The organism is Reyranella soli (assembly GCF_007992495.1).
GTDB lineage: Bacteria > Pseudomonadota > Alphaproteobacteria > Reyranellales > Reyranellaceae > Reyranella > Reyranella soli.
In genome coordinates, this window is the sequence record NZ_BKAJ01000011.1 from 26,380 (window position 1) to 50,491 (window position 24,112).

Genomic DNA, 24,112 nt, shown 5'->3' on the forward strand with positions numbered 1-24,112 from the left:
TCCTTGCCAGTTCCTCCGCCGCGGCCGCTCCCAGCCGGATATTGTCCGGCGACCAGTCGCGCTTCAGGGCGTCGGTGTAGGCGTCGAGCTGCGCCAGGGACGGGACAAGGAGCTGCGACGGACTATCCTCGGCAATGGCCGGCTACTGTAGCATGCCGGCCCATGAGTTCCAGCCCCGTCCTCGTTCTCGATATCGACGGCGTCGTCTCGCTCGCCCAGCCGGGCTCGCCGTCGCCCTGGTACGCCACCCTGCAGGATGACTGGGGCTTCGATCACGAAGAGATGGCGCGCGATTTCTTCCGCCGCGACTTCATGGAGGTGCTGCGCGGCCGGATCGATCTCCATGTCGCCCTGCACGAGTGGCTGGAAACCAAGGGCATGGCCGATCGGCTGGAGGAGTTCATGGCCTACTGGTTCGCCAAGGACGCTGTGATCGACCGCGAGGTCCTGGCCATGGCCGACGCCTGGCGGCAGCGCACCGGCGGCCGCTGCTTCACTGCTTCCAACCAGGAGCATCATCGCATCGCCTATCTGCGCGACCAGGCGGGCCTGGGGCCGCACTTCGACGAGATCATCTATTCGGCGGCGCTTGGTGTCTGCAAACCCGACCGCGTGTTCTTCACCAACGCCCAGGCGCGCATGGGCGTGACGGTGGCGCAATCGATCCTGTTCGTCGACGATGTCGCCGCCAACGTTGACGGCGCCCGCGCCTGCGGCTGGCGCGCAATGCTCTATCGCGGACCGGAGAGCCTCAAGCAGGCGCTGGAGAAGTGGGGTTAAATAATCGCTGTCATCCCGAGCGTAGCGAGGGACCTTTGCTGTTGCCTGAAAGGCCCCTCGCTTCGCTCGGGGTGACAGTTAGGTCCGTCTCAACTTCGCCCAGATGATCGCGTGCATGACCATCCACATCGGCACCAGCACCGTGGGCACGAAGGACAGCGGCAGGTGCGTCATCGCCTCGGAGCCCGGATCGGGGAAGACCTGCAGCAGCGAGCCCGGCGCCGACATGACGCCGAGCACGATCGCCGCCACTAGGTCGAGCATGCCAAAGGCGTTCCAGAGATGCAGCACGGCCTTGTTCCTCGCCGGCTCGCGGGCGAGCCAGATCAGCGGCAGCGCTAAAACGCCGCTGATGATGTCGCCCCAGCCGGCCGAGTGAGGGAACGGGCCGGACATCCGGCCCTCGGCCGCCACCAGCAGGAACAGCACGGCGAAGACGCGCCCGACATTCATGCCGACCAAGAGCGGCAGCGGCAGGCCGAGCAATGCGGCGCGCGCCCTCGGCCACGCCGTGGCGATGACGGCAGCGGTGAGCGGTGCCGCCACGAAGAGCCCCATGACGGGGAAAGGCCTGGCAATCGCGGCCCAACCTGCGGCGCTGGCAGCCGTGGCGATGCCGACCCAGAGTCCGAGCAGCGCCGCCATGACGAGCTTGGTCTGGCGCGATACGTCGAGGAAAGCGAGCAGGGTGCTGATGATGAAGATGGTCAGCGCAACGGTGGCGATCGTTCCCAGGAAGTCGAGCATGCGAAGTCCTCCGGTCGGGTTGCCGAAGGGTCGTGTCCCGCTAAAGATGTTCAACATCATCTTATGGAGGGCGCCATGCCCTATACGGCAACGCACAAGCTGCAGACGCGCCAACGCATCCTCGAAAGCGCGCGCCGCCTGTTCAACACCAAGGGCTTCGACGCCGTCTCGATCGGCGAGATCATGGAGAATGCGGGCCTGACGCACGGCGGCTTCTATCGGCATTTCAAGGACAAGGATGAGCTCTACGCCGAGGCCGTGCGCTGGTTCCTGTGCGAGGAGGCGCCCAAGCTGTGGCGGCGGCCTCGGCGCAATGCGCACAAGCGGCGCGCAGAGCGGATCGTCGACGCCTATTTCTCGCTCGACCATTTCGACGATCGCGAGAGCTGCTGCCCGCTGATCGCGTTGCCGTCTGACGCCGCGCGCAGCGGCGACGGCGTGAAGGCAGCCTACCAGGATGTGCTGCAGAAGCTGCTCGCTCTGTTCCAGGCCGATCTGCCGGGGCCGGCCGCGCGCGAGCGCGCCCTGGCGCTGGCGGCCCTCTGCATCGGCGGGCTGGCCGCGGCGCGCGGCGTGACCGATCCCGCCCTGGCGCAGGAGCTGCGGCAAGCCGCCTACCGGCAGGCGCAAACTATGCTAAAAGCCCGGCCATGCTGATGTTCGACATACCGTTTGGAACGACCGACTGGGAAGGCGTGGAGCGCACCGAGCATGCCGGCGAGACCGGCAAGGCCTACTGGCGCACGCGCACTTTCAACAACATTCGGGTACGCATGGTGGAATACACCCCGGGCTATCTCGCCGATCACTGGTGCCAGAAGGGCCATGTACTGCTGGTGCTGGACGGCGAATTGCACACCGAGCTGGCCGACGGCCGCACCGTGGTCCTGAAGAAGGGCCAGAGCTACCAGGTCGCCGACGGCGACCTCGCCCATCGTTCGAGCACCGAACACGGCGCCAAACTCTTCATCGTGGACTGACATGGCAGACAAGATCGGATTTATAGGCGTCGGCACCATGGGCGAGCCGATGTGCAGAAATCTCGCCCGCAAGAGCGGGCTGGCAGTCCTGGCCGCCGACCGCGATGAGGCGCCTCTGAAGCGCCTGGCCGCCGACGGCGTCAAAAGCGCCTCGATCGACGAGATCGCCACCGAATGCCGGATCATCATGCTCTCCCTGCCGGGCGGCAAGGAAGTCGAGCAGGTCTGCCTGGGCGAGGGTGGCCTGGTCTCCAAGGCCAAGCTCGGCTGGACGGTGATCGATCTCAGCACCTCGCCGACAAGCCTGGCGCGCCGGCTCTATGCCGAGTTCGAGGGCTGCGCCTCGGCTTTCGCCGATGCGCCGGTGGCGCGCACGCGCCAGGCGGCGATCGACGGCACGCTGTCGATCATGGTCGGCGGCACCAGGGAGTGCTTCACCCGCATCGAGCCGTTGCTGCGCTGCATGGCGAGCGAGGTGACCTACTGCGGCGAGGCAGGCAGCGGGCAGGCGGTCAAGATCCTGAACAACATGATCCTGTTCCAGACCGGCGTGGCGCTCGCCGAGGCGCTGGCCATCGCGCGCGCCCACGGCGTCGACGGCACGGTGCTGTTCGATACTTTGACCAAGGGCTCAGCCGATTCCTTCGCCCTGCGCAACCACGGCATGAAGGCGATGCTGCCGGGCGTCTTCCCCGAACGCGCCTTCTCGGTGGAGTACGCGCTGAAGGACCTGTCCTACGCCATCCAGATGGCCGAGGAGCGCGGCGTGCCGGCGCTAGGCGCCGACGTCGTCCGCGAGCTGATGGAACGCGCCGCCGAGCTCGGCCACGGCAAGGAATACTGGCCGGTCATCCTGAAGGCGGTCGAGGACGCGACGGCGAAGAAGTAGCGGTCCACAACACGACAAAACGGGAGAACGAGTTCATGGCGCGAATCGCTGTGGGTGGATTCCAGCACGAGACCAATACCTTCGCGCCGCAGCAGGCGACCTGGGAAGAATTCGTGCGCGCCGACGCCTGGCCGCCGCTGCTGCGCGGCCCGGAGATGATCGCGGGCGTCGAAGGCTTCAACATCCCCATTTCCGGCGCCGTGAAGCGACTGGCCGAGCTCGGCCATGAGGTCGTGCCGCTTGCCTGGGCGGCGGCGGCGCCCGCCTCCTACGTCACCGCGGATGCCTACGAGAAGATGTGGGCGCTGTTCGACGAGGACATCGGCAAGCTCGGGCCGTTCGACGCCATCTACCTCGACCTGCACGGCGCCATGGTGGCGGAGAACACCGAGGACGGCGAAGGCGAGCTCTTGAAGCGCATTCGCACCATCGTCGGCGGCGCGATGCCGATCGTGGCGAGCCTCGACTATCACGCCAACCTCACGCCCGAGATGGCGAGCCTGGCCACCGCCCTGGTCGGCTACCGCACCTACCCGCACATCGACATGGCTGCGACCGGCAAGCGCGCCGCCGAGCTTCTAGACCGCCTGCTCAAGGAGAAGCGGCCCGTCTACCGCGCCTACCGCCAACTCGATTTCCTCATCCCGCTGGTCTGGCAGTGCACCTTCATCGAGCCGGCCAAGAGCATCTTCGATCTGGTGGGCGAGCTCGAGGCCGGCGAGAAGAGCCACAACCAGGGCATCGTCAGCGTCACCCACACACCAGGCTTCCCGCCGGCCGACATCGCCCAATGTGGCCCGGCGCTGGTGGTCTACGGCCACGACAAGGAAGCCGTCGAAGCGGCGGCCGACAAGCTTGCCCAGACGGTGAAGGCGCAGGAGCGGGCTTTCGCTGGCGAGCTTCTGGACCCCGACGCCGCAGCGCTACGCGCCATCGAGCTTTCCAGGAATGCGAAGAAGCCGATCGTGCTGGCTGACGTGCAGGACAATCCCGGCGCCGGCGGCACCTCGGACACCGTCGGCCTGCTGGCCGCCTTGATGCGGCACAAGGCCAAGGGCGCGGTGATCGGCATGATCGTCGACGAGGAAGCCGCGAAAGAGGCCGTCGCCACGGGCGAGGGCAAGATCATGCATCGCGGCATCGGCGCTGTCGTGGGCTATGCCGGCGAGAAGCCGGTCGTGGCCGACTGGCGCGTCGTCAAGGTGGGCGACGGCAAGTTCATGGGCACCGGGCCGTTCTACGGCGGCGCCAAGTTCCAGATCGGGCCAATGGCGCTGGTCACCGACGAGGCGAGCGGCGTGTCGGCTGTCCTCGCAAGCAAGCGCATCCAGGCCGCCGACCAGGAGATGTTCCGCCATGTCGGCGTCGAGCCTGCGAAGGTGCCGATCCTCGGCCTGAAATCGACGGTGCACTTCCGCGCCGACTTCCAGCCCATCGCCGAGACCATCCTGGTGGTGCAGTCGCCGGGTGCGCACATCACCGACCCGATGGAAATGCCCTACAAGCACCTGCGCAAGGGCATCAAGCTGAAGCCGATGGGACCGGTGTGGAACGGATGATGTCGTCCTGAGCGTAAGCGAAGGACCTCATCGCCGCTTGCAACCGGCATGAGATCCTTCGCTACGCTCAGGATGACGGTTGTCGGAACGCCGGCCTCAGAGCCCACACCATCGGCACCGTGGTGAGCGCGATGCAGGCCACGATGCTGAGTGCGATCGGCAGGCCCACGGCGTCACCGACGAAACCCGAGATCAGCGGCCCGGTCGCGCCGGCCACCGAGCCGCCGGTATAGAAGATCGCGAACGCGTGCGTGCGCTTCTCGGGGCTGACGAACTCCGGCACCGTGCCGTAGAGCACCGACGACGTGCCGTTCAGCATCAGGCCGACCGCCGGCAGCAGCACCAGCGCGAACGGCAACGGCAGCGGCAGCAGCAGAAGGATCAATACCGTCGTCGCCACCTCGGTCAGGATCACCGAAGGCACGACGCCGAGCTTCTCACCGACCCAGCCCATGACCAGCTTGCCGGCCGCGCCGCCGGCAAACAGCAGCGACAGGCCGAGGCCGATCGTCGGGATGTCGGCGCCTTTGTTGCGCAACAGGAAGGGCAAGAAGATCAGGAAGCCGGTGCGGACCAGGTCGTCGGCGATGTGGATGGCGAACAGGAGCCAATAGGCCCACGGCCGGTCCTGTCCGGCGTCCGCCGCCTTGGCCTCGTCGCCCTTGTTGTGCAGCGGCACCGGCTTCAGCGAGCCGAGGATGACGCCAGCCCCCACGACGGCGATCGCGGCGATGACGATCAGCCCCTGCTGCCAGCCGATCGACGCGACGATCAGGGCGAAGAAGGCCGGCAGCAGCACCTTGCCGACATCGCCCGTGAAATTGTAGGTGCCGAGCGCCGTGCGCGAGCGCAGGCCAGAGAAGGCCGCCGACACCAGGCTCGAGCCGATCGGATGCTGCGTGCTGCCGCCCAGCCCCGCCAGCAGCAGGCCTGCAATGACGCCGTACAACGAGCCGGTCAGGCCCGCGAGGCCGTAGCCCACCGCCACCATCACCGTGCCGATTGCCAGCACCCGCACGCCACCGAAGCGGACGGCGAGCCTGCCCGACGGGATCTGGCCGATCGCCATGCCGCCGGAATAGACGGTCTTCAGCGCGCCGACGGCGGCATAGCTCAAGCCGAATTGGGCCTGCAGCAGAGGATAGAGCACGTTCAGAAGATCGGTGAAGCCGTCATGCAGCGCATGCGCCCCACCGCAAACTGTCAGCGTCCGACGGGGAGTAACGGAAGGGGCGACGGTGACTGTCATCTCACCGTCACAATACTACCGTCCCGGCATTGCCCTGAACCAAAAAGCGATCTGCTGCTGGAAATCGTTTTCGGCGAAGGTCGTATCGGTGATCACCGACGGCTTGCCGTCGCGCGGATAGCGCACGCTTGCAAGCCGTGTGAACTTGGTATCGCTGAGATGCAGCAGCAGCACGTCGCCCTGGCGGCGCATGAAGACCAGGTCGTGGATCTTGCGGATGTTGGTGAGGCTGACCACGAAGCGGTCACTGCCGTCCTGCTGCGCGATCTGGCGCACCGGGATGTCGCGGCCCTCGTTGGTGATACCCATCAGCGCCAGCGCCTCGGGCGCCAGCATGTTGTCCTTGCCGCTCTTCTGGATCCACAGCACCAGCCGGTCGCCGCGCGGCGAGAGCGTGTAGCGGGGCTGGCTTTGGTTTTGTCCGAACAGGCCCGAGGTCGTGCAGGCACCGGCGGGCAGGGTGAGAGCGGCGAGGAGGAGGGAGCGCCGCGCGGAGACGTTCTTGTTCTGATTCAACCTTGGTCCTTCCCGAGTTTATCCATGTCCACCATCACCGGAGCGATGGTCTCGAGCGCGCCGTCTCGGATGGCGCGGAAGAAGCAGTTGTGACGCCCGGTATGGCAGGCGACGCCCGTCTGGTCGACCAGGACCAGCAGCGTGTCTCCGTCGCAGTCGATGCGGAGATCGACCAGGGTCTGGATGTGGCCCGACGTGTCGCCCTTGCGCCACGGCGCCTTGCGCGAGCGCGACCAGTAGCAGACACGGCCAGTGCGCATTGTCTCGGCGACGGCGTCGCGATCCATCCAGGCCATCATCAGTATCTCGCCCGAATCGTGCTGCTGGGCGATGGCCGGTACCAGGCCCTGGGCGTCGAACTGGATCGCGGCGATCGCCTGATCGATGGCGGCCGGTGGATATGTCGTCGGAACAACGTTGGCGGTGCTGGGCATGGGGGAGCGAGCCTTGGCCTGCGAACGGAACGGGGCGTATAATCGCCCGACACCAGCTTGGCAAATCGGGAACCGCGTGAAGAAGACCGCCAAAGCCTCGGCGCACGGCCACGACCACAAGCATTGCATCGAGGACGCCCTGGCGGCGGCCGAGAAGCTGTGTTCCGAAAAGGACCTGCGCTTCACGCCCTTGCGCCGCCGCGTGCTCGAGCTCGTCTGGTCGAGCCACAAGCCGGTCGGTGCCTATGCCCTGCTCGACGAGCTACGCAACGAGGAGCTGGGCTCAGCCCCGCCCACGGTCTATCGCGCGCTCGATTTCCTGATCGACAACGGCCTGATCCATCGCATCGAGCGCATGAACGCCTTCGTCGGCTGCAGCCATCCCGGCGAGGCGCATCGCGGCTTCTTCCTGATTTGCGGCGACTGCGGCAATGCCGAGGAACTGCACAGCGACGGGCTTGCCGAGTCGATCTCGGCCAGCGCCAACCGCCGCGGCTTCGCCGCGCGCGACATGACCCTGGAAGTCATGGGCACCTGCGCCGACTGCCGCAAGGCTTAGCTCATGGTCGTCCGGACCGCGAGCCCCTGCCTTCGCCGAAGCGAAGCCGCTTCGGCTTCGCGCAGGCAGGTCCGGCTCGGACCTCTGTCATCCCGAGCGTAGCGAGGGATCTTTCCTGCGGCTTAAAGGTCCCTCGCTATGCTCGGGATGACAGAACAGGAGGCTGGCGGTCCGGAAGACCATGACATGACGACAGTTTACAAAATCATCGCCGCCGATCTGTGGCAGGCAGCCGAAGACAACGGCGTTTTCGCCGGCGCCGGGATAGACCTGAACGATGGCTTCATCGATCTGTCCACGGGAGCGCAGGCGAGGCGGACGGCCCAGCTGTACTTTGCAGGTCAGGACAATCTCGTCCTTGTGGCGGCTGACGGCGCGCGCCTTGGAGACGCGCTGAAGTATGAGCCTTCGCGCGACGGCGATCTGTTTCCGCACCTCTATGGACCGCTGCCATTGGCGGCGGTCCTGTCGGTGCGACGGCTGCCTCTTGGTAGAGACGGTAATCACATCTTCCCGGATGATGTGACCTGACGGCAATTCCGGCCGACGGACGGGCGACCCAGCGACCATCGGTATGCATGTTGCGACGTGCCAGCGCGACTCCTAGAGTCGCGTGGGGGTCAAAGGCTGCACGCAGCCAAATAATAAAGGGAGCCTGTCATGGAGATCAGCCGTTTGCGTCGTCGTCACGTCGTCTCATTGCTCGGAGGCGCCGCCGCCGTTGGCGTGTCGGGCCGGGCTTTCGCCCAGGCCGAGCCGCCCAAGCCGGCCCAGATCGTGGTCAATCATTCCGGCGGGTCGATGGGCAGTGCCATGCGCAAGGCCTTCTTCAACGGCTTCGAGAAGAAGTACGGCATCCGGGTCGTCGAGACGAGCCCGGTCGACTTCGGCAAGCTGCGCGCCATGGTCGACTCGGGGAATGTCGAATGGGACCTGACCGAGATCGGCGGTCAGGACGCCATCCGCGCCGGCAAGGCCAACCTGCTCGACAAGGTCGATCCGAAGGTCGTCGATCGTTCGAAGTACCCGGAGACGGCGCAGAACCCCTATGTCTTCGCCTCGTCGGTCTACACCACGATCATCGGCTACCGCACCGATGTCTTCAAGAACGGCAGCCAGCCCAAGAGCTGGGCCGACTGGTGGGACGTCAAGAAGTTCCCCGGCGCGCGCTCGATGCGCAACCATCCGACCGACAATCTCGAGTTCGCGCTGATCGCCGACGGTGTGCCGAAGGACAAGGTCTATCCGATCGATTTCGACCGTGCCTTCAAGAAGCTCGACCAGATCAAGCCGCACGTCACCGCCTGGTGGTCGACCGGTCAGCAGCCGGCGCAGCTCCTGCTCGACAAGGAGGTCGTGCTGGCGACGGGCTGGAACGGCCGCTTCTACGACATCATCAAGAAGGGCGCGCCGGTCGAGATCGAGTGGAATGAGGGCGCTCTGAAGCAGGGCAGCTTCGCCATTCCGCGCGGCGCGAAGAACCCGTACTGGGCCAACAAGATGCTGGCCGAGCTCGCGATCCCGCAACAGCAGGCGGTCTACGCCTCCGAGCTCGGTTATCCCGGCCTCAACCTCGAATCGCTGAACTTCGTCGACGCCAAGGTGAAGCCCTATCTGCCGACGGCATATCTCGAAAAGCAGTTCTGGATCAGTGACGAATGGTATGCCGAGCACGGCACCAAGGCGGCCGAGCTGTGGAACGCCTGGATGCTGAAGAAAGCGTGAGCGGCCCCCTGGTGAGCAGCAGGTAGTGAGCAACAGGGGATCGGCCGACCTCCTGATCGAGGGGGTCGGCAAGCGCTTCGGCGAGGTCATGGCGCTGAACGGTGTCTCGCTGCAGGTGGCGCAAGGTGAGCTTCTGACCATCCTGGGCCCCAGCGGCTCAGGCAAGACCACGCTGCTGAAGGTCGTCGCCGGCTTCGAGACGCCTGACGGTGGAACGGTGACGGTGGGCGGGGAGGAGATCACCGCCCTGCCGCCGGCCAAGCGCGACATCGGCATGGTGTTTCAGAACTATGCGCTGTTCCCTCATCTGACGGTGCAGGGCAACGTTTCGTTCCCGCTCGAGATGCGCAACGTGGCTCGGGCGGAAATCGACCGGCGCGTTGCCGAGGCCATCGCGATGGTCGAGCTCAAGGGCTACGAACGGCGCCTGCCGCGCCAGCTCTCCGGCGGCCAGCAGCAGCGCGTCGCGCTGGCCCGTGCCATCGTCTTCAATCCGCGCCTTCTCCTGCTCGACGAGCCGTTCGGTGCACTCGACCGCAAGCTGCGTGAGACCATGCAGCTCGAGGTCCGGCGCCTGCAGCGCAAGCTCGGCCTGACCACGATCTTCATCGCCCACGACCAGGAAGAGGCGCTGGTCCTGTCGGACCGCATCGCCGTGATGAACCACGGTACGATCCAGCAGGTCGCAACGACGACCGAGATCTATGAACGGCCGGCCAACGATTTCGTCGCCGACTTCGTGGGCGAGAGCAACATCTTCCACGGCACGGTGAGCGCGCCGGGCACGGTCGCGCTGGACAACGGCCGCACACTCAAAGTCGCCAGTAGCCTGCCGGCCGGCCGCAAGGTCGGCGTGCTGATGCGGCCGGAACGCTTCTCGCCCGGCGGCGCCAACGCGTTCGTCGGAGAGGTGCTGGAGGCGGTCTATCTCGGCACGTCCTTCAAGCTGCGTCTCGCCTGCGAAGGCGGCATGGAACTGCTCATCCGCCAGCCGGCGAAGGGTTCGCTGCCGGGAACCGGCGCGCGCATCGAGGTCGGCATCGAGCCGGACGCCATCCATGTGTTCTGATCATGCGGATCCGCTCATGCTCTTCCGGACCGCGCGCTGGGTCGCGTCTGACGCGACCTTCCTCGCGCGCCTCATGAGCGCGCGAGGACGCGCGCGGTCCGGAAGACGAAGACATGAGCGGGCCTGGACCTGCCTGCGCGAAGCCGAAGCGGCTTCGCTTCGGCGAAGGCAGGGGCCCGCAGTCCGATGACCGGCCGTGCCGCCTGGCCGGCGCTACCGGCGCTGATCCTGCTGTTCGTGTTCTTCCTCTTCCCGGTCGTGCGCATGCTGGGCTTCAGCCTCGAGGGGGGCACGCTCGAGTGGTATGCAAAGGCGCTGGGCGAGGGCCTGTATTTGCGAGTGATGTGGAACACCTTCGAGATCGCCCTGCTGGTCTCGCTGCTTTGTCTGTTGCTGGGCTATCCCCTGGGCTTCCTGATCGCCACGACGACGCCGGGCTGGGCGACGATGGGCTTCATCTTCGTGCTGCTGCCGCTCTGGACGTCGGTGCTGGTGCGCACCTACGCCTGGATGGTGTTGCTCGGCCGCAACGGCGTGTTCAATCGCCTGCTGATGGATGCCGGCATCACCAGCGATCCCATCCCGATGCTGCACAACTTCACCGGCGTGCTGATCGGCATGGTCCATGTCCTGCTGCCCTACATGGTCCTGCCGATCTACGGCGCGGTGCGGCGGGTCGATCCGGCGGTGGTCGCGGCGGCGGCAGGGCTGGGCGCCTCGAACTGGCGCATCTTCTGGCGCATCTACATTCCGCTCACGCTGAACGGCATCTTCGCCGGCTGCGTGCTGGTCTTCGTGCTGTCGCTGGGCTTTTTCATCACGCCGGCGCTGCTGGGTGGCGGCCGGGTCATCATGATCGCCGTGCTGATCGAGCAGCAGGTGCGTGAGGCGCTGAACTGGCCGTTCGCCGCCGCCCTGTCGGCCGTCCTGCTCGTGGCGACCTTCGCTGTCTATGCGCTTGCGCAGCGCTTCACCCAGCCGGAAGCCAGGACATGAGGGGCGGGGTATGAAGGGCAAGCCGCTCAGCCGCCGCCTGCTGATCGTCGCCGGGGCGCTGATCTACCTCTTCCTGATGCTGCCGATCCTGGTGGTGTTCCCGATCTCGCTGAGCTCGGCGCCGTATCTGCAGTTCCCGCCGCCCGGCCTGTCGTGGCAGTGGTACGAGCGCTACCTCGACGACCCGCAATGGATCGATGCCACCTGGCGTTCGCTCTACATCGGCGGCGCCACGGCCGTCCTGGCCCTGCTGCTGGGGGTGCCGCTCGCCTTCAGCCTGGTGCGCGGCCGGTACTTCGGCCGTGTTCTGGTCGATCGCCTTGCGCTGGCGCCCATCATCGTGCCGACCATCATCCTGTCGGTCGCGGTTTATGGCGTGTTCGCCAAGCTCAAGCTGATCGGGGCGTGGTACGGCTTGGTGCTGGCCCACACCGTGCTGGCGCTGCCGTTCGTCGTCCTGGTGATGACGGCGGGCCTGCGTGACTTCGACCGCTCGCTCGAGCAGGCCGCCGAAGGCCTCGGCGCCAGCCGCTGGCGGACGCTCAGCCGCGTGACCCTGCCGCTGCTGCGGCCGAGCCTGGTGTCGGCGGGCCTGCTCGCCTTCATCTCCTCATTCGACGAAGTCGTCGTGGCGCTGTTCCTGGCCGGCGCCAACATGACGTTGCCCAAGAAGATGTTCGACAACATCCTGATGGAGATCGATCCGACCATTGCGTCGGTGTCGGTGATCCAGATCCTGCTGGTCACGGTCGTCATGGTGCTGATCGGCCGGTTCGGCCGCGGCCTCCGGGACAGCGCGCGTTAGGAGTACAGCATGGCCGATTCCGTCTTCCACAAGGACTTCAAGTCGATGCCGTGGTGGTGGGAATGGTGGCATCCCAACACCGAGCTGTCTCAGGACCCGCCGCGCAAGACTGACGTGCTGGTGGTCGGGGCGGGCTACGGTGGCCTGTCGACGGCGCTGGAGCTGGCGCGTTCGGGCGTCGAGGTGACGGTGCTGGAGCGCGGCGCCTTCGGCGACGGCGCCAGCACACGCAACGGCGGCGGCGTCAGCGGCGGCACGACGCTGGGCAAGGGCTTCTCCGGCAAGGGCGTGCGCAGCGATCCCGAGGAATGGAAGAAGGTGATGTCGCGCATGCTGAGCGATGCCGCCGATTCGCTGAGCCAGGTCGAGACCGTCATCCAGCGCGAGGGCATCGAGTGCTACTGGCGCATGAACGGACGTTTCAGCGGTGCCTTCACGCCCAAGCATTACAACGAGCAGGCGGCCAAGGTCGGCACCTACAACAGCAATGCCGGTCTGGGCACCTACATGGTGCCGCGCGAGCAGCAGCGCGAGGAGATCGCGTCGGACTACTACTACGGCGGCATGGTCGTGGAACGCACCGGGCAGCTTCATCCGGCGCTGTACTACGGCGGGCTGCTGAAGGCGACGCACAAGGCTGGCGCCAGGCTGTGTGCGCAGTGCGACGCGGAGAAGATCGAACGTCGGACCGGCGGATTTACCGTCCTCACCAACAAGGGGCCGATCGAGGCGCGCGAGGTGGTGATTGCGACCAACGGCTACACGGGCGACGTGACGCCGACGCTCAAGCGCCGGCTGGTCCCGGTCGCGAGCCACATCATCGCGACCGAAGAGCTGCCCGAGGACCTGATCAAGAGCCTGATCCCGAAGGGCCGCGTCGTCAGCGATACCAAGCGCGTCCTCTGCTACTACCGACGTTCGCCCGACGACAAGCGGGTGATCTTCGGTGGCCGCGCACGCTTTACCCAGGTCACGCCCGAGGTGAGCGCACCGGTGCTGCATCGCTACATGCTGGAGCGCTGGCCGCAGCTCAAGGGAACCAAGGTCACGCACGCCTGGACGGGCAACGTGGCCTTCGCCTTCGACTTCCTGCCGCACATGGGCCAGGAGCAGGGCATGCACTACCTCATGGCCTGCAATGGGTCGGGCGTCGCCATGATGTCCTACCTCGGCTACCAGACGGCACGGAAGATCGCCGGCGGCTCGAACGCGCCAGTCAATGCCTTCGACGGACAGGATTTCCCGACGATGCCGTTCTACAGCGGCAATCCCTGGTTCCTGCCGATGGTCGGCGCCTGGTACCGTACGCGCGACTGGTGGGACCGGTTGACGGCCTAGCCGGTCAACCAACGAAATGCGTGTGCTATGAATGCCCGGCCATCCTTGCGGACCGGCGTTCCGTGAGCCATCAGCACCTTTTCCGCGGGCCATGAAAGAACGTGCTTGATCGAGGCGCGCGCGGCGCTCCGGTTGGTGAATGCCAGACGGAACTTTCTGGGCACTGATGGTTCAGGGACAACCATTAGGTCCCACTTCGCGACAAGCGATCGCCAGCCGGTGAACCGGTTGGCTGGAAACTGCTGCAGGAGATCGGTAAAGAGCACTGTTCCGCTCTTGGCGTGAAAAAACACGACCTCGGTGGTGATGAGATTCCCCAGCATGAGGACCTGATCGATCTCGCCGGCCCAATACGGCATCGGCGCGTTTGCGAGTTCACCATCAAAGTCGAGGTCCTTGCGCTTTTCCCGCAAGCCAGGTGGGGCATGGAGATACGCATTTGGGTAGGCGCGCTTCCAATCTGCAATGAACACATGATGCAGTGAATTGGGCGCGACCAGATGGCGGACCTTTCCGAGGGAATCCACTTCTGCGCGAAGTCCATCGGTCAGCGCGATCGGCGACCAGATGAAGAGGTCGCCACAGGCCAGTCTTATGACAGCCATGCGAGTGGGGTAGTCAAATCCCAACGCTGCCACTACGTCGGTTCCGTCCGCGGTCCAGATCTCGGAGCCAAATTCTTTCAGCATGTCGGTCAAAACCTTCGTGTAGCGGTACGAGTAGATCGTCATTGGTTTTTTTTGACGAGGCTGCGCAGGGCCGACGAGATTGCCAGCACTGCTGGCACAATTTTGCGCTGTTTAGCCCCTTATGGAGCGCAAAAAATAGAACTGAAGTGACTCTATGGAGCACTTTGGTTATAATGGGCAGGTGCTCGCTCTTGGCGGCTCTGCTCTATGCATCGTTCATCCGATACCATCGCGCCCGGCAGCTACCGGGCCGGCCTGTCCAGCTGAGCGAAAACCACCAGCGAAACTATCGGAATTCGCCGACCAGCCCCACCGCTAGTGGGTGGACTCCCGAGGCACCGCTACGATCTCTGTCGGAAATGCCGGGAACGCCGCAAACTAGGTCATGCCGAAGGCGGGAACGCGCTCGGCCTCGCCGGGCGCGAAGGCGAGCGCGGTCCAGAAGCCCGATACCTCGAGCAGCGGCCTCAGGATCTGGCGGTCGCCGTACGGCAGCTCGGCGAACATCTGCTTCAGCCACAGCCAGCAGCGCGCGACCTCCGGGCGGCCGAAGCCGGTGATCCGTACGCCCTCGACCTCGTAGCTGGCGGGCTGCTGGTTGCGGGCCACGGCGTCGCTTACGCCGACCATCATCGGCAGCAGCGTGCGGCCGGCGAGCATGACCAGGGCGCGCACCGTCTCGTTGACGGCGGCGACCGACCAGGTGCCTTCGTGGCCCGACAGATCGTCGACGTATTGCGTCCACTGGAACAGCCGAACGGCCCGCTCGCGCAGGATCCGCGACGGCGTGGGATCGATCACGAACTGCGAGAGCATGCCGTAGAGGCCGAAGTCGGCGATCGACGGCCGCTCGCCGAACAGGAAGAGCTGTCGTGACAGGCCCGCTTCCAGTACGTCGAGCACCGCCGCGTAGTGGTCGATGAACATCGGCATGACCGCGGGATTGCTGGCGCCGACGATGGTGCGCAGCTTCTGCTGGCGCTCGGTGAAGCGCGCCATGCCGGCCGAAAGCTCGTCCTCGCCGACGGCGCCGAGCCAACCGTGCATCTGCCGGCGGGCGCAGAAGGCGATGTCTTCCTCGGGCGTCCAGCGGAAGGCGAGCAAGGGCAGGGGCAGCCACTCGTCGGCGAAGTCCTCGATCAGTCGCGCCAGGAAGCGCGTCGCCGGCGTCAGTGGCAGCACCGAGCGGCTGTCCGGATGGCGCTTCTCCAGCTCATGGATAATCGGCGTCGAATCGGTCCACGGCGTGCCGTCGGGGAACTGCACGATCGGCAGCATCTGCTTGCCGAAGCGCCGCAGCTTGTCGGTCTGGCCGGTCCCATCCCAGCCGCCCAGCATGATCACCCAGTCATGCGGGATGCGCCGGTAGCGCATCACCGCCCGCATCTTGTGGGAGTAGGGCGAGCCCGGGCCGCCGAAGATCCGGTAGCGGTCGCGGGGCTCGTTCATGCCGCGATCAGGCGTTGTGCGCCCGGTTCAGCCGGTCGAAGCCTTCGGCGAGGTCGGTCTTGAGATCCTCGACGTCTTCCAGGCCGATATGGACGCGCAGGATTTGCTTGTTCTTGGGCCACGGCACGGCGGTGCGGTAGTTGTCCGGATGGGCCGGGATCATCAGGCTCTCGTAGCCGCCCCAGCTCGCGCCCATGCCGAAGATGTCCATACCGTCGAGCATGGCGGCGAGCGCGTTGCGGCTGTAGCCGTCGCGCAAGGTGAACGAGAACAGGCCGGACGAACCCTTGAACTGGCGCTTCCAGTTGTCGTGGCCGGGGCAGTCGGGCAGGGCGGGGTGCAGCACTTTGTCGACCTCGGGGCGGCCCTTCAGCCAGTGGGCGATCTCGACGCCGCTTTTCTCGTGATGGCGCAGCCGCACGGCCATGGTGCGCAGGCCACGCAGCGCCAGGTAGCAATCGTCGGGCGCGGCATGGAAGCCGAAGCTCTGGCACGCCGTCTTGGCGGTCTCGAACATCTGGCGCGTGGCGCAGCCGATGATGCCCATCATCGCGTCGGAGTGGCCGACGATGTACTTGGTGCCGGCGTGGATCGACAGATCGCAGCCATGGTCGAACGGCTTGAAGTAGAGCGGGGTGGCCCAGGTGTTGTCGATCATCACCGTGGCGCCGTGCTTCTTGGCGACGGTGGCGATGGCGTCGACGTCCTGGACTTCGAAGGTCTGCGAGCCCGGCGCCTCGAGATAAACGACCTTGGTGTTGGGCTGGATCAGCTTCTCGATGTCCTTGCCGATCATCGGGTCGAAGAATGTCGTCTCGACGCCGAAATTCTTGAGCGTGGTGTTGGCGAAGCGGCGCGCCGGACCGTAGGCGTTGTCGGTCAGCAGCATGTGGTCGCCGGTCTTCAGGAAGCCCACGATCGCGCCGGTGACGGCGGCGAGGCCCGACTGCACGGCGATCGAGCGGTGCGCGCCTTCGATGGCGGCGACGGCGTCCTCGAGCGCCTTCTGGGTCGGCGTGCCGTTGCGGCCGTAGCCGAAACCCTCGAACGGCACGCGGTTCTCGAACTTCTCCATGGTCGGGGAGAGGATCGTCGAGGCGTGATAGACGGGCGGATTGACGATGCCGAAGTTGTTGGCGGGATCGCGGCCGGCGACGGCCAGAACGGTGTCGGGTCTGGTATAAGTTTTCTTAGAGGTCATGAACCTCACTATGGCACAGCCCTTACTTCGGCGGCCAGCGATAGACCTCCGGCCACAGTACACGCGGATCGCGTAATTCCTTGCTTTCGCTGCGCACCGGGCGAAACCCTGCCTTGCGATAGGTGTCGAGCGCCTTGGGATGGTCGAGCGTGTTGGTGTTGAGATCGATCCGGGTGACGCCGCGGGCGAAGATCCGCTCGATGGCGCGGTCGAGCAGCCACGGGCCTATGCGCCGGCCGATGTAGGGCAGGGTGAGGCCGAAGAAGACGAGCTCGTCGCCGCCCAGTTCGAAGTATCCGACCAGGTCGCCGTCGTGGCGGGCGACATGCAACTCGTGATCCGGCTGGTCGAGCAGCATCTGCAGGGCGGTATCGCTCAGCAGGCGGCGCTCGTACCACAGCCAGGGCCGGCCGACGCGATCGTAGAGCTCGCGATAGAACGCAGCGGTCGGCGCGACGACATGCTCGATCTGCACGGCGACGTCGGGTGCACGGCCGCGCTCGGTCCAGTCGGCGCGCACCATCTCCAGATGCGTGATGGTGATCGGCAGCCGCCCGTCGGCGCGTGGCGGCGGCTGGTGGGCGAAGAGGTCGGGGGCTAATGGCGATCCGTGCATCGCCCTGTGTGTACCAGGAAATCGTGCAGCAGATGCTGCCGGGGCAATAAAAAAGGCGGCTCTCGCCGCCACGTACCTTACGAATGTTTGCCTGCTTCAGTTACGCGGCACGATTTCAAACCGACGTATCTGCCGCACCACGAACGTCTTGTGGTCGGCGCAGGTGATCTCGACGCTGCTCAGCAACGGGCTGAGATCGCGGATCAGCGCATGTGCCGGCATCTGGCAAGGCACGTCGCTATTCTCGACGAGCGCCTTCCAATCGGGCGGCACGATGTGCATGTAAAAGTCCATGATCGGCATCTCGTCGATCATGCGACTCCCGTCGTCGGCATGCGCCGGCACGAGTGCCGCCGCCACCACGAGGCTGGCTACAGTCAAATGCTTCATCTAATCCTCTTTGCTATACCCACCGGAAGTGGTGGGCGCATCGAGGATACACCCTTCAGGCGCCCGTGACGATGGGGGTGTCGGCACGGCCGCCCCATTCGGTCCACGAGCCATCATAGACGGCCGTTTCGGGCGCGCCGGTCAAGTAAAGGCCGAGAGCCACGACACAGGCCGTGACGCCCGAGCCGCAGCTCGCCGTAACCTTCTTCGACGGATCGATACCCGAGGCGGCAATGCGGGCCGCGAGCTTGTCGGCGGGCAGCATGGTGCCCGTCTTGGGATCAAGCAGCTCATTGTAGGGGAGGTTGTAGGCGCCCGGCATGTGGCCGACACGCAGGCCGGCGCGCGGCTCCGGGACCTCGCCGCGGAAGCGGTTGGCGGCGCGCGCATCGACGATCTGCTCGCGCTTGCTGTCGATCAGGCCGAACACGTCGTCGACCGAACGCACCAGCGTGTTGTTCAGCCGCGCGGTGAAGTGCCGGTCGCGCGGCGGCGTCGGATCGTCGGTGACCGGCCGGCCTTCGCTCATCCATTTGGGCAAGCCGCCATCCAGCACCGCGACGTCCTTGTGGCCCATCGTGCGGAACATCCACCACACGCGGCAGGCACCCGTCATCGGCGTGGTGTCGTAGACGACGATCTTGCTGCCGTCGCCCAGCCCGAGCTTGCGCACGCGCGAGGAGAATTTTTCCGGCGAGGGCAGCATGTGGGGAAGCGGGCTCGACGTGTCGGCGATCTCGTCGATGTCGAAGAACACCGCGCCCGGAATGTGGTGGTTGACGTACTCGGTCTTGGGATCGCGCTTGGCCGCCGGCAGGTAGAACGAGCCGTCGACGACACGGATGTCCGGCGCATCGAGGCGGGCGGCGAGCCAGTCGGTCGAGACCAGTGCGTCAGGTCTTGCGTATTCCATTATCAGTTTCCTCTTTCAGTGGAGCGCGGGCCTCTGGCCCGCTCATGATGCGGGCCAGAGGCCCGCGCTCCCGTTACGGCAACGAGATGACGAACCGCCGGTTCATCTTCCCCTTGTTCTCGATCTTGGTGCATTCGACGCGGCCGATCTCGGCGGTGCGCGCCACGTGCGTGCCGCCGCACGCCTGCAGGTCGACGCCTTCGATCGCCAGCAGCCGCACGCGACCTGCGCCCATCGGCGGGCGCACGCTCATGGTCTTGACCAGCTCGGGCCGCGACGTGAGCTCCTCGTCGGTCACCCACTGCGGCGTCACCGGGCGGTCGACGGCGAGGATCTTGTTGATCTCCTCGGTCACCCATTCCTTGGTCGGCACGTCGCCGTCCAGGTTGAAGTCGAGCCGGCTCTTGTCGGCATTGACCTGGCCGCCTGTGACGTTGCCCTTGATCACCGCCGACATGACATGCAGCGCAGTGTGCATGCGCATGTGGCGATAGCGGCGATCCCAGTCGAGGCTTGCCTGCACCTTGGCGCCGACGGCCGGCCGCGGCGCGTCGGGCGCGAGCACATGCAGCACGTCGCCGCCGTCGGCCTTGACCGAGTCGACGATCTTGGCCTCGCCGCCGTCCCAGCGCAGCACGCCGCTGTCGCCGGGCTGACCGCCGCCGGTCGGATAGAAGATGGTGCGGTCCAGCCGCACGCCGCGTTCCTCCACGGCGGTGACCGTGGCGTCAGCGTTCTTGAGATAAGCGTCCTGACGGAAGAGTTCTTCGACCATGACAGGGGATTTAGGGCCTTGGCCGGCAGGGCTCAAGGCTTGATCTCGCGGCGCCTTCGCGGAGCGGCGGCCGGCGCCTTTGTGGCCGGCCAGTGGCACCACCCGAAATGGTATGCGCATTTGCAGAGTAGCAGTGTGGGCTAACGCACATTCTGCCCAGGCCACGCGTGCAATAGTTGGCTGGCAGACACGCCCCTGCGGCTGCCATTCCGGAAGGAGATTTCCAGTGGCAATCCCCGAGGTACGCATTCATCCGGACGGACATTCGTGACTGCGGCGGGCAGGGTCGACGTCGCGGTCATCGGCAGCGGGCCCGCGGGCGCAGTCACCGCTTTCCTGCTGGCCCGCGCCGGCCGCGACGTCGCGCTGTACGAGCAGCCACGGAACGACGCGCTGCGGCTCGGCGAGACCCTGCCGCCGTCGGTCGACCCGGTGCTTCGCAAGCTCGGCCTATATGACCGCTTCCAGGCGCTCCAGACGACGCCGTGTCCCATCGACCGGGGGCATTTCAACGCCATGCTGGTCGATGCAGCCGAGCAGGCGGGAGCGCGCGTGCTGCGCGGCGCACGGGTCGCCAGGGTCTGTCGGTCCCACAATGGCCTGCAGGTCGAGGCCGGCGAGGCAGCCCTGGCCACGACCGTCGTCGATGCGACCGGACGCACGGCGCGGGTCGCGAGGGCGCTCGGCGCCAACCGCGTGCAACTGGACGGGCTGGTGTGCGCGGCGCGTGTTTTCGAAAGCGGCTCCGAACCGCTCGGCGACATCTTCATCGAAGCGGCCCCGGACGGCTGGTGGTACGCATCCCCCTTGCCGGATCAACGCCTCATCATCGCCCTGTTCACCGACGCGCACGAAGCTGTTCGGTCACGGCTGGCGACCGTGAATGGCTGGACCGACGCGCTGGCCCGCACCGAAGACGTCCGCGACCTCGCCGGCGGCGCACCGTGCGGCAAGATCCGCATGATGATCAGCTCCAGCCATGAGCTCGAGCCGCCGGTCGGCGACGATTGGATCGCGGTCGGCGAAGCAGCCCTTGCCGTCGATCCGCTGCCGTCAAGCGGCGTCGACTTCGCCTTGCGCAGTGCGACGGCCGCGGCCGAGGTGCTGTTGGGAGGCGATCGGTGCGCCTATCGCAGGCTGATCGCCGAGGAGGCCAGCGAATACCGTCGGCAGTGGGCGGAGATCTACGGCTTGGAACATCGCTTCGCCGATTCCGCGTTCTGGAGCGCACGCCGGCTGCTGGTCGATCAGCCTCTCGCCAGTCGCGCCGAGACTTCCCGCGCCGTCGGCATCGACGGGGCGGCGCCCAGCCGTTCGACCGAACAGGACGCGGCCGCGCTGGCATAGCGGGCGGCGTCGACGGGTGTTGCGCCCTTGGCCATGCAGGCGGCGAGGGCGCCGACGAAGCAGTCGCCGGCACCCGTCGTGTCCACGACCTTGGCCTTGAATGCCGGCACGCTGGCGGCGCCGTCGGCCGTGACGACCACGGCGCCGCTCGCGCCCAAGGTCGCGACCACGGTGCGGGCGCCCTTGGCGCGGACTTTCTGGCAGGCCGCCACGACCTGACGCAGCGCGCTCGTGCTGCGCAGAGCGGCGCGCGTAGCCTGTGCGAGCTCGATCTCGTTCAGGACGGCGACGTCGACCTGCTTCAGCAGATTGTCGGGGAAGGCGAGGAAGGGCGCGAGGTTCAGCACCGTGCGCGCTCCGGCGGTCCGCGCTCGCCGCAGGATCGCCTGGGTCTCGGCGAGCGGCGTCTCGAACTGGGCGACCCAGACCTCGTCCGCCTGCGGCTCCTGCCGCACCATGCGCCGGCTGAAATGAAGATTGGCGCCCGAGGCGACCGTGATGGCGTTGTCCTTGGCGGCGACCTGGATGATCGCAACGCCGGTCGCCGGCCCGTCGATCTCGCGCACGCCGGAGCTGTCGATATCGCTGTCGGCCAGGAAACCGCGCAGGCTGTTGGCGAAGGCGTCGTTGCCCACGGCGCCGATCATCGCCGTGGGAACGCCGAGGCGGGCGGCGGCGACCGCCTGGTTGAGGCCCTTGCCGCCGGGCAGGAACGAGACCGTGGCGCCCAGAAGGGTCTCGCCGGTCGCCGGCCGCCGCGCGCTCTGCACGACGACGTCCATGTTCAGGCTGCCGCAGACGACGACTCTGCTCATGTGACCAATGCCTTGGCGGAGAATTTCGAATCGCGCCATGCGCCGCTTGCCAGCACGTCGCGCAATGCGTCGACTGCGTCCGCGACCTCGCGGAAGCTGAGATAGAGTGGCGCGAAGCCAAACCGCATGATGTCGGGTGCGCGGAAGTCGCCGATGATGCCGCGCGCGATCAGCGCCTGGATCACGGGATAGGCCTGCTCGTGGGCGATCGCCACCTGGCTGCCACGACCATCGCCTCGTGGTGTGATGATGCGGGCGCCGAACTCGCGGCAGAGCGGATCGACCAGCTCCATGAAGAACCTGGTCAGCGCGAGGCTCTTGGCGCGGATGTCCGCGATATCGACGCCTTCCAGCGCATCAAGGGCGGCCTTCAGGGCGCGCAGCGACAGGATGGGCTGGGTGCCGCACAGCAGCCGGCGGATGCCGGCCGCCGGGCGGTAGCCACTCTCCATGGCGAAGGGAGCGGCGTGCGCCCACCAGCCCGACAGCGGTTGGACGAGGCCGTCATGGTGACGGCGGTTGGCGTAGATGAAGGCCGGCGCCCCGGGTCCGCCATTCAGGTACTTGTAGGTACAGCCGATGGCGAAATCGACGCCGATAGTGTCGAGCTCGATCGGTACGACGCCGGCACTGTGACAGAGGTCCCAGACGACGAGGGCGCCGGCCTGATGCGCGCGGCGCGTCAGGTCTGCCATGTCGCGCAGCGCGCCGGTGCGATAGCTGACGTGGTTGATCAGCATGACGGCCGTTCGCTCGTCGACCATTGTGCCGAGGTCGGCGCCGTCGGCTGCGAGGCGCAGTTCGGTGCCCGGGCGCGACGCGGCCACTCCTTCGGCGATGTAGAGATCGGTGGGGAAGCTGTCACGCTCGGCCAGGATGACGCGGCGCTCCGGCCGCAGCGCGAGGGCGGCGTGCAGCGCCTTGAAGACGTTGATGGAGGTCGTGTCCGTCACCACCGTCTCGCCGGCCTGAGCACCGATCAGACGCCCGACGCGATCGCCCAGGGTGTCGGTGAGCGACCACCATCCGGCCTCGTTCCAGCTCCTGATCAGGCCTTCGCCCCATTCGCGCCGAGCAGCCTGCTCGAGTTCGGCGAAGGCGGCCTTGGGCGGCGGCCCCAGTGAATTGCCGTCGAGATAGATGATGCCGGCCGGCAGCTCGAACAGGTCGCGTTTGCTGCTGAGCGGATCGGCGAGATCGAGTGAGGCGGCCTTGCTCGCCACAGCCGACATCGCCGCCTACTTCATCCAGGGCGGCAGCGGCAGGTTCTTCTCGCGCAGGAAGGCCGGATTGAAGAGCTTGGACTGATAGCGCTGGCCGCCGTCGGCCAGGATGGTGACGACGGTCTTGCCTGGGCCGAGATCGCGCGCGAGCCGCATGGCGCCGACGATGTTGATGGCGGTCGAGCCGCCCAGCACCAGTCCTTCGTGCTCGATCAGGTCGTAGAGGATGGGGAAGGCTTCCTCGTCGGTGATCTGGTAGGCCATGTCGAGCGGCGTGCCGTCGAGATTGGCGGTGACCCGGCCCTGGCCGATGCCTTCGGTGATCGAGTTGCCCTCGGCCTTGAGCTCGCCCTTGGCGTACCAGTTGTAGAGCGCCGAGCCCATCGGATCGCTGAGCGCGATCTTGACGTTGGGATTGCGCTCCTTGAGCGCGCGCGCCACGCCGCCCAGCGTGCCGCCGCTGCCGACCGAGCAGGTGAAGCCGTCGACTTTGCCGTCGGTCTGGTCCCAGATCTCGGGACCGGTGGTGCGATAGTGGCCGTCGCGGTTGGCGACATTGTCGAACTGGTTGGCCCAGATCGCGCCGTTGGGCTCGGTCTTGGCCATCTCCTCGGCGAGCGTGCCGGAATAGCGGACGTAGTTGCCGGGATTGGCGTAGGGCAGCGCCGGCACCAGGCGCAGGTCGGCGCCGCACAGCCGCAGCATGTCCTTCTTTTCCTGGCTCTGCGTCTCGGGCATCACGATCACCGAGCGATAGCCGCGCGCATTGGCGACCAGGGCGATGCCGATGCCGGTGTTGCCCGCGGTGCCCTCGACGATCACGCCGCCGGGCCTGAGCTTCCCCTTCTTCTCGGCGTCCTCGATGATGGCCAGCGCCGCGCGATCCTTGACCGATCCGCCTGGATTGAGGAACTCCGCCTTGCCGTAGATGTTGCAGCCCGTCGCTTCGGACGCGGCGATCAGCTTGATCAACGGCGTGTTGCCGATGCTATCGATGAAACCCGACCGGACGTCCATGGCGTGCTCGCTCTTTCGACCCTTCGCTTCC

27 protein-coding genes are annotated in these 24,112 nt (G+C 66.4%); 13 read left to right on the forward strand and 14 right to left on the reverse strand.

All coding sequences use genetic code 11. The features are described from left to right. The first annotated feature begins 162 nt into the window (after positions 1-162). Positions 163-780, forward strand: a complete 618-nt coding sequence (locus tag RSO01_RS03065) for an HAD-IA family hydrolase (protein ID WP_147146092.1) — start codon at positions 163-165, stop codon at positions 778-780. A 78-nt stretch (positions 781-858) separates the two neighbouring features. Here the strand turns inward: RSO01_RS03065 and RSO01_RS03070 are convergent, their stop codons facing one another. Next, entirely contained in the window at positions 859-1,527 is a 669-nt protein-coding gene (locus RSO01_RS03070) for a DUF8737 domain-containing protein (RefSeq protein ID WP_147146094.1), read from the reverse strand. 75 nt (positions 1,528-1,602) lie between these two features. Here RSO01_RS03070 and RSO01_RS03075 point away from each other — a divergent pair, with 75 nt between their 5' ends. Genes RSO01_RS03075 through RSO01_RS03090 form a run of 4 tightly spaced genes read left to right on the forward strand, consistent with a single transcriptional unit; the run spans position 1,603 to position 4,955 of the window. Next, positions 1,603-2,184, forward strand: coding sequence for a TetR/AcrR family transcriptional regulator (locus RSO01_RS03075; RefSeq protein ID WP_170302812.1), 582 nt, complete (start codon positions 1,603-1,605; stop codon positions 2,182-2,184). Then, positions 2,178-2,507, forward strand: coding sequence for a DHCW motif cupin fold protein (locus tag RSO01_RS03080; protein ID WP_147146098.1), 330 nt, complete (start codon positions 2,178-2,180; stop codon positions 2,505-2,507). Before RSO01_RS03075 ends, RSO01_RS03080 begins: the two co-directional genes overlap by 7 nt. Position 2,508: 1 nt before the next feature. Next, a complete protein-coding gene (locus RSO01_RS03085) occupies positions 2,509-3,396 on the forward strand; it encodes an NAD(P)-dependent oxidoreductase (RefSeq protein WP_147146100.1) in 888 nt (295 codons plus the stop codon). Positions 3,397-3,431: 35 nt separating this feature from the next. Continuing rightward, complete coding sequence (locus tag RSO01_RS03090) at positions 3,432-4,955, forward strand: M81 family metallopeptidase (protein WP_147146102.1); 1,524 nt, start codon at positions 3,432-3,434, stop codon at positions 4,953-4,955. 67 nt (positions 4,956-5,022) lie between these two features. Here the strand turns inward: RSO01_RS03090 and RSO01_RS03095 are convergent, their stop codons facing one another. From RSO01_RS03095 to hisI, 3 genes are read right to left on the reverse strand one after another with little or no spacing between them, the layout of a single operon-like run. Next, positions 5,023-6,204 carry an MFS transporter gene (locus RSO01_RS03095; protein ID WP_147146104.1) on the reverse strand — a complete coding sequence of 394 codons (1,182 nt, stop codon included), beginning with the start codon at positions 6,202-6,204 and terminating at the stop codon, positions 5,023-5,025. A gap of 15 nt (positions 6,205-6,219) precedes the next feature. Beyond that, complete coding sequence (locus RSO01_RS03100) at positions 6,220-6,720, reverse strand: hypothetical protein (protein ID WP_147146105.1); 501 nt, start codon at positions 6,718-6,720, stop codon at positions 6,220-6,222. After that, a complete protein-coding gene (gene hisI, locus RSO01_RS03105) occupies positions 6,717-7,154 on the reverse strand; it encodes a phosphoribosyl-AMP cyclohydrolase (RefSeq protein WP_147146107.1) in 438 nt (145 codons plus the stop codon). Before hisI ends, RSO01_RS03100 begins: the two co-directional genes overlap by 4 nt. A 76-nt stretch (positions 7,155-7,230) precedes the next feature. Between hisI and RSO01_RS03110 the strand changes: the two genes are divergently transcribed. From RSO01_RS03110 to RSO01_RS03140, 7 genes are all read left to right on the forward strand, one after another. Continuing rightward, the gene (locus RSO01_RS03110) at positions 7,231-7,713 is read left to right on the forward strand and encodes a Fur family transcriptional regulator (RefSeq protein ID WP_246158001.1); all 483 of its coding nucleotides are present in this window, start codon (positions 7,231-7,233) and stop codon (positions 7,711-7,713) included. A gap of 147 nt (positions 7,714-7,860) precedes the next feature. Next, complete coding sequence (locus RSO01_RS03115) at positions 7,861-8,244, forward strand: DUF952 domain-containing protein (protein WP_246158003.1); 384 nt, start codon at positions 7,861-7,863, stop codon at positions 8,242-8,244. A gap of 129 nt (positions 8,245-8,373) precedes the next feature. After that, positions 8,374-9,438 (forward strand): ABC transporter substrate-binding protein, encoded by a 1,065-nt coding sequence (locus RSO01_RS03120; protein WP_147146113.1) that lies wholly within the window; start codon positions 8,374-8,376, stop codon positions 9,436-9,438. Positions 9,439-9,463: 25 nt separating this feature from the next. Continuing rightward, positions 9,464-10,507 (forward strand): ABC transporter ATP-binding protein, encoded by a 1,044-nt coding sequence (locus RSO01_RS03125; protein WP_218037222.1) that lies wholly within the window; start codon positions 9,464-9,466, stop codon positions 10,505-10,507. A gap of 186 nt (positions 10,508-10,693) precedes the next feature. After that, complete coding sequence (locus tag RSO01_RS03130) at positions 10,694-11,503, forward strand: ABC transporter permease (protein ID WP_147146114.1); 810 nt, start codon at positions 10,694-10,696, stop codon at positions 11,501-11,503. A gap of 10 nt (positions 11,504-11,513) precedes the next feature. Continuing rightward, on the forward strand, positions 11,514-12,308 hold the full coding sequence (locus RSO01_RS03135; protein ID WP_147146116.1) for an ABC transporter permease: 795 nt from the start codon (positions 11,514-11,516) through the stop codon (positions 12,306-12,308). A gap of 9 nt (positions 12,309-12,317) precedes the next feature. Further along, on the forward strand, positions 12,318-13,646 hold the full coding sequence (locus tag RSO01_RS03140; protein ID WP_147146117.1) for an NAD(P)/FAD-dependent oxidoreductase: 1,329 nt from the start codon (positions 12,318-12,320) through the stop codon (positions 13,644-13,646). Here the strand turns inward: RSO01_RS03140 and RSO01_RS03145 are convergent. The 7 genes from RSO01_RS03145 to RSO01_RS03175 form a co-directional block, all read right to left on the reverse strand. Continuing rightward, the gene (locus RSO01_RS03145) at positions 13,643-14,335 is read right to left on the reverse strand and encodes a DUF4336 domain-containing protein (RefSeq protein ID WP_147146198.1); all 693 of its coding nucleotides are present in this window, start codon (positions 14,333-14,335) and stop codon (positions 13,643-13,645) included. The genes RSO01_RS03140 and RSO01_RS03145 overlap by 4 nt on opposite strands. A 378-nt stretch (positions 14,336-14,713) precedes the next feature. Next, positions 14,714-15,784, reverse strand: coding sequence for a glutathione S-transferase family protein (locus tag RSO01_RS03150; RefSeq protein WP_147146119.1), 1,071 nt, complete (start codon positions 15,782-15,784; stop codon positions 14,714-14,716). A gap of 7 nt (positions 15,785-15,791) precedes the next feature. Continuing rightward, positions 15,792-16,985: a cystathionine beta-lyase gene (gene metC, locus RSO01_RS03155; protein WP_147146122.1), complete on the reverse strand. Its 1,194-nt coding sequence runs from the start codon at positions 16,983-16,985 to the stop codon at positions 15,792-15,794. A 22-nt stretch (positions 16,986-17,007) separates the two neighbouring features. Beyond that, on the reverse strand, positions 17,008-17,601 hold the full coding sequence (locus tag RSO01_RS03160; protein ID WP_147146124.1) for a GNAT family N-acetyltransferase: 594 nt from the start codon (positions 17,599-17,601) through the stop codon (positions 17,008-17,010). Positions 17,602-17,697: 96 nt separating this feature from the next. After that, on the reverse strand, positions 17,698-17,991 hold the full coding sequence (locus RSO01_RS03165) for a hypothetical protein (protein WP_147146126.1): 294 nt from the start codon (positions 17,989-17,991) through the stop codon (positions 17,698-17,700). A gap of 55 nt (positions 17,992-18,046) precedes the next feature. Beyond that, positions 18,047-18,904 (reverse strand): 3-mercaptopyruvate sulfurtransferase, encoded by an 858-nt coding sequence (gene sseA / locus RSO01_RS03170; RefSeq protein ID WP_147146128.1) that lies wholly within the window; start codon positions 18,902-18,904, stop codon positions 18,047-18,049. A gap of 73 nt (positions 18,905-18,977) precedes the next feature. Further along, entirely contained in the window at positions 18,978-19,679 is a 702-nt protein-coding gene (locus RSO01_RS03175; RefSeq protein WP_147146130.1) for an alanyl-tRNA editing protein, read from the reverse strand. 267 nt (positions 19,680-19,946) lie between these two features. Between RSO01_RS03175 and RSO01_RS48275 the strand changes: the two genes are divergently transcribed. Beyond that, entirely contained in the window at positions 19,947-21,026 is a 1,080-nt protein-coding gene (locus RSO01_RS48275) for a tryptophan 7-halogenase (RefSeq protein ID WP_147146132.1), read from the forward strand. On the opposite strand, the gene RSO01_RS03185 is transcribed toward RSO01_RS48275, so the two are convergent. From RSO01_RS03185 to RSO01_RS03195, 3 genes are read right to left on the reverse strand one after another with little or no spacing between them, the layout of a single operon-like run. Beyond that, positions 20,927-21,841, reverse strand: a complete 915-nt coding sequence (locus tag RSO01_RS03185; RefSeq protein WP_147146134.1) for a ribokinase — start codon at positions 21,839-21,841, stop codon at positions 20,927-20,929. The two genes, RSO01_RS48275 and RSO01_RS03185, sit on opposite strands and share 100 nt — an antisense overlap. Beyond that, positions 21,838-23,073 (reverse strand): kynureninase, encoded by a 1,236-nt coding sequence (gene kynU / locus RSO01_RS03190; RefSeq protein ID WP_147146136.1) that lies wholly within the window; start codon positions 23,071-23,073, stop codon positions 21,838-21,840. Before kynU ends, RSO01_RS03185 begins: the two co-directional genes overlap by 4 nt. A 6-nt stretch (positions 23,074-23,079) precedes the next feature. Then, entirely contained in the window at positions 23,080-24,081 is a 1,002-nt protein-coding gene (locus RSO01_RS03195; protein ID WP_147146138.1) for a cysteine synthase A, read from the reverse strand. Positions 24,082-24,112: the final 31 nt, after the last annotated feature.